This window comes from Ruegeria sp. AI2 (assembly GCF_056541275.1).
The window spans coordinates 1-2,770 of the sequence record NZ_JBQFYB010000038.1; the positions used below are offsets into that span (position 1 = coordinate 1).

A 2,770-nucleotide genomic window follows, 5' to 3' on the forward strand; every position below is an offset into this window, starting at 1 on the left:
GAAGCCCCAAGTTGGCCCTTTCGGATCATGTTGGCCGTCTCGATTCCTGCTAGTGTCGCTGCAGCTGAGATGAAGTTTTTGAAGCCAAGCATCGGTCTCATGAGCCGCTTGATGAACCGGTGATCCTGCTCGATAATGTTGTTTAAGTATTTTGATCTGACAGTGTCGATCTTAACCGGTAACTGTAACCGCTTGAAGATCTTGTTGACTTCTTTGATACCGGCCGCGTTGCTCCTGCTTTTGTCAATGGTGATCCGTTTCGGGATGCCATTGTTGTGCAATGCGTTGGCGAAGAACTTCTTTGCTGCTTTGGTATCTCGCTTCGCAGAAAGCATGAAATCAAGGGTTTTCCTGCTGCTTCAGGATCGCAATGATCTGCTCTTCATTAAACCGTGATCTCTTCATTCCGTTCGTCTCCTTAGTTGGGACGAACTCTACCTCAAATTGGAGGAGGAAACGGGTCTCAGGTCACGATGCTCTGCCCCCTGAAAACTGGATCGTTCGGAGCTGGAGTTTTCCGCTAAATTTCCCTGGCTGGGAGAGGAGCGGAATCGCATGAAAGCATCGAAGTTCACGGAGGCGCAGAAGGCCTTCATCCTGAAGCAGGGCGAGCAAGGCACACCGGTCGCGGAGATCTGCCGAAAGGCTGGGATCAGCCAGGCGACATACTTCAATTGGAAGAAGAAGTACGGCGGCTTGTTGCCTGACGAGATGCGCCGGCTGAAGGCGCTGGAGGACGAGAACACCCGGCTGAAGAAGATCGTGGCGGACCTGACGCTGGATCGGGAGATGCTTCAGGATGTCATTCGGCGAAAGCTCTGAAGCCTGGCCGTTTGCGCGAGATTGTCACCGGGATGTGCGTTGATTGGGGTGTGTCGATCCGGAAGGCTTGTGGGGCCATCTGCTTCGACACATCCACCTACCACTACAAGTCCCGGCGGACGGATCAGGCTGCCGTCGAACGGCGGATCAAAGAGATCGCAGAGACGCGTGTGCGCTATGGCTACAGGCGCGTCCACGTGCTTCTTAGACGGGAGGGTTGGGTGATCAACATGAAGAAGACACGCAGGATTTACAACGAGTTGGGCCTGCAGCTCAGGAACAAGCACCCCAAGCGCCGGGTGAAGGCAAAGCTCAGAGAAGACCGTCATGAAGCCGTCGGGCCTAACGATGTCTGGGCGATGGACTTCGTTCACGACCAGCTCGCCCTGGGTAGGAGGTTGCGCATCCTGACCGTCGTTGACACGCATTCCCGGCTCTGCCCTGCAGCCGATCCGCGCTTCACCTATCGGGGCGAAGATGTTGTGCAGACGCTCGAACGGGTCTGCGGGCAGATCGGCTACCCCAAGACGATCAGAGTCGATAACGGCAGCGAGTTCATCTCGCGGGACCTCGATCTCTGGGCCTACGCCAACGACGTTACCCTCGACTTCTCACGGCCTGGAAAGCCCACGGACAATGGCTTCATTGAGGCGTTTAACAGCAAGCTCCGGGCGGAATGCCTGAACGCGCACTGGTTCATGAGCCTTGCAGATGCCCGCGAAAAGCTGGAGGATTGGCGTCGGCACTACAATGAGGACAGACCCCACAGCGCAATCGGATACAACGTCCCGATTGCCATGCATTATCCCGATGGCGTCACCAGCCCGTCATCGTGATAGAGCCGGAAAAATCTAGCTTCTGGCGGTCCAAGGTTGGGGCTCAAGGCACAAGGCAAGTGGGCGCTGTCGCAGGGGGCGCAAATCCTACACGAGCCCCGCCAATTTCCAGAATACGGAACTCACTATGCCACCTATTGGCTCGACCCTCACGGCATTAAGCTTGAAGTTGTCTGCCACAGCAAAAGCGAAGACTAGTTTGACTACAACATCAAACTTGATCTCCGAAAGCGGCCATGGGTAAGCACGTGGTGAATGACGGTTTTGTCTGTTCTCTCGCCTTTCCAATCTGGGAAATCTAACGTCCGGTTTCTGCGGTCCACGACATGCTGCTCTAGCAAAATCACTCGTGCTAGCGGAGGTCCGGAAAGGGCTCGTTTCACCAATCGAAGCACCGGTTGGAGGACGACCGCACAGGTGCCCAAATCAACCGAAAACAGCTCGAGCTGCAGGAAGAGAGCATTCCTCTCCTTGCTTGCATTCATCCCAGTTCCAAAATTTCTTATCTTTCTGACGCGTTACCTTGAAGCTTTTAAATGCAGGACGAGTTTGTAAGACCTTAACCTTGTGAGTGTAGCCCTTCAAGTCTTCCAACATGTTTGAAATGCCTTTGCCGCACCTGTACCCGACGAAAACGCGTTTGAGCAAAAAGGTACTGTGGTCATCCTTCTGAAATGGAAGGAAATGGTGACCATCATCAAAAATGACCGTTTCATTGTCTAACGGAACTAATATCCGGTGCTCTTTTTCATAATCCCAGTCTCGTGATTTTGTACTTAATAGCTTTTCGATGTTGTCTTCATTCACCTTGCTATCATAATTGTCTAACGTAATTCCCTGGAACAGTTTTTGCTTCCGATACTTTACTTTGGTCAAAGTATCGAGTGTAACTTCGAACTCTAGGCAGGCTCCTTCATGTTTGTCGGCATAGTGCGCCCACATTGCTGGCGAGCGCCAGGTTTCGCTCAGACAAATCAGGCCTGCCATCTTTCCGATTTGGTTGAGAGCATCTTTGTGAGGTGATCGGATTTTCGGGTCAGATATGTCATAGGGAGCCAATTCGAACGGATCGTTTAGAGTTCCGAATCTCCCGAAACGCGACAACTTTACTC

General features: G+C 52.8%; 2 protein-coding genes and 1 pseudogene. 1 reads left to right on the plus strand and 2 read right to left on the minus strand.

Annotation, left to right across the window (positions count from 1 at the left end):
• A pseudogene (locus ACR0LL_RS20925) lies at positions 1-350 on the minus strand (IS6 family transposase); the annotation flags it as partial.
• Positions 351-555: 205 nt separating this feature from the next.
• Between ACR0LL_RS20925 and ACR0LL_RS20930 the strand changes: the two are divergent.
• A protein-coding gene (locus tag ACR0LL_RS20930; RefSeq protein ID WP_170438333.1) for an IS3 family transposase occupies positions 556-1,658 on the plus strand; the annotation gives its coding sequence in 2 pieces (ribosomal slippage) (positions 556-817 and positions 817-1,658; 1,104 coding nt in all).
• A gap of 426 nt (positions 1,659-2,084) precedes the next feature.
• On the opposite strand, the gene ACR0LL_RS20935 is transcribed toward ACR0LL_RS20930, so the two are convergent.
• On the minus strand, positions 2,085-2,770 hold a 686-nt coding region (locus ACR0LL_RS20935; RefSeq protein WP_480589213.1), incomplete at its 5' end, for a DUF2971 domain-containing protein.